Origin of the sequence: Streptomyces sp. BE20, from assembly GCF_036322525.1 — a bacterium.
In the GTDB taxonomy this organism is placed as follows: domain Bacteria; phylum Actinomycetota; class Actinomycetes; order Streptomycetales; family Streptomycetaceae; genus Kitasatospora.
The window spans coordinates 1-278 of record NZ_JAQYWW010000999.1 but is presented as its reverse complement, the minus strand read 5'-3'; the positions used below and the strand labels follow the sequence as shown (position 1 = coordinate 278).

Sequence of the window (278 nt, the reverse complement as noted above, 5' to 3'; positions counted from 1 at the left end):
CTGGACACACCGCCGAGAGACCCTGCCCGACACCTACCGCGCCATCGCCGGCCTCGTCTCCGACCGCACCGCCGGCACGTGAACCACAGACCTCAACCAGCCCCCTGCTGCCCCACCCGCTATCACGCACCAACTCGTAAACGAGTGCATGCATCGTTGGCGGTGGCGCGTCGAGGCCCGCGGATTCGCTGCCGGGTTCACATGTGCGGTGTTCCCAAGGCGGCGACCTGGTGGTGGGAGAGGAGTCCGGCGACGGCTTGGACCATGTCGCTCACGTG

General features: G+C 68.0%; 1 pseudogene. It reads left to right on the top strand.

From position 1 onward, the window contains the following. A pseudogene (locus tag PUR61_RS25545) lies at nt 1–82 on the top strand (transposase); the annotation flags it as partial. Nucleotides 83–278 lie beyond the last annotated feature (196 nt).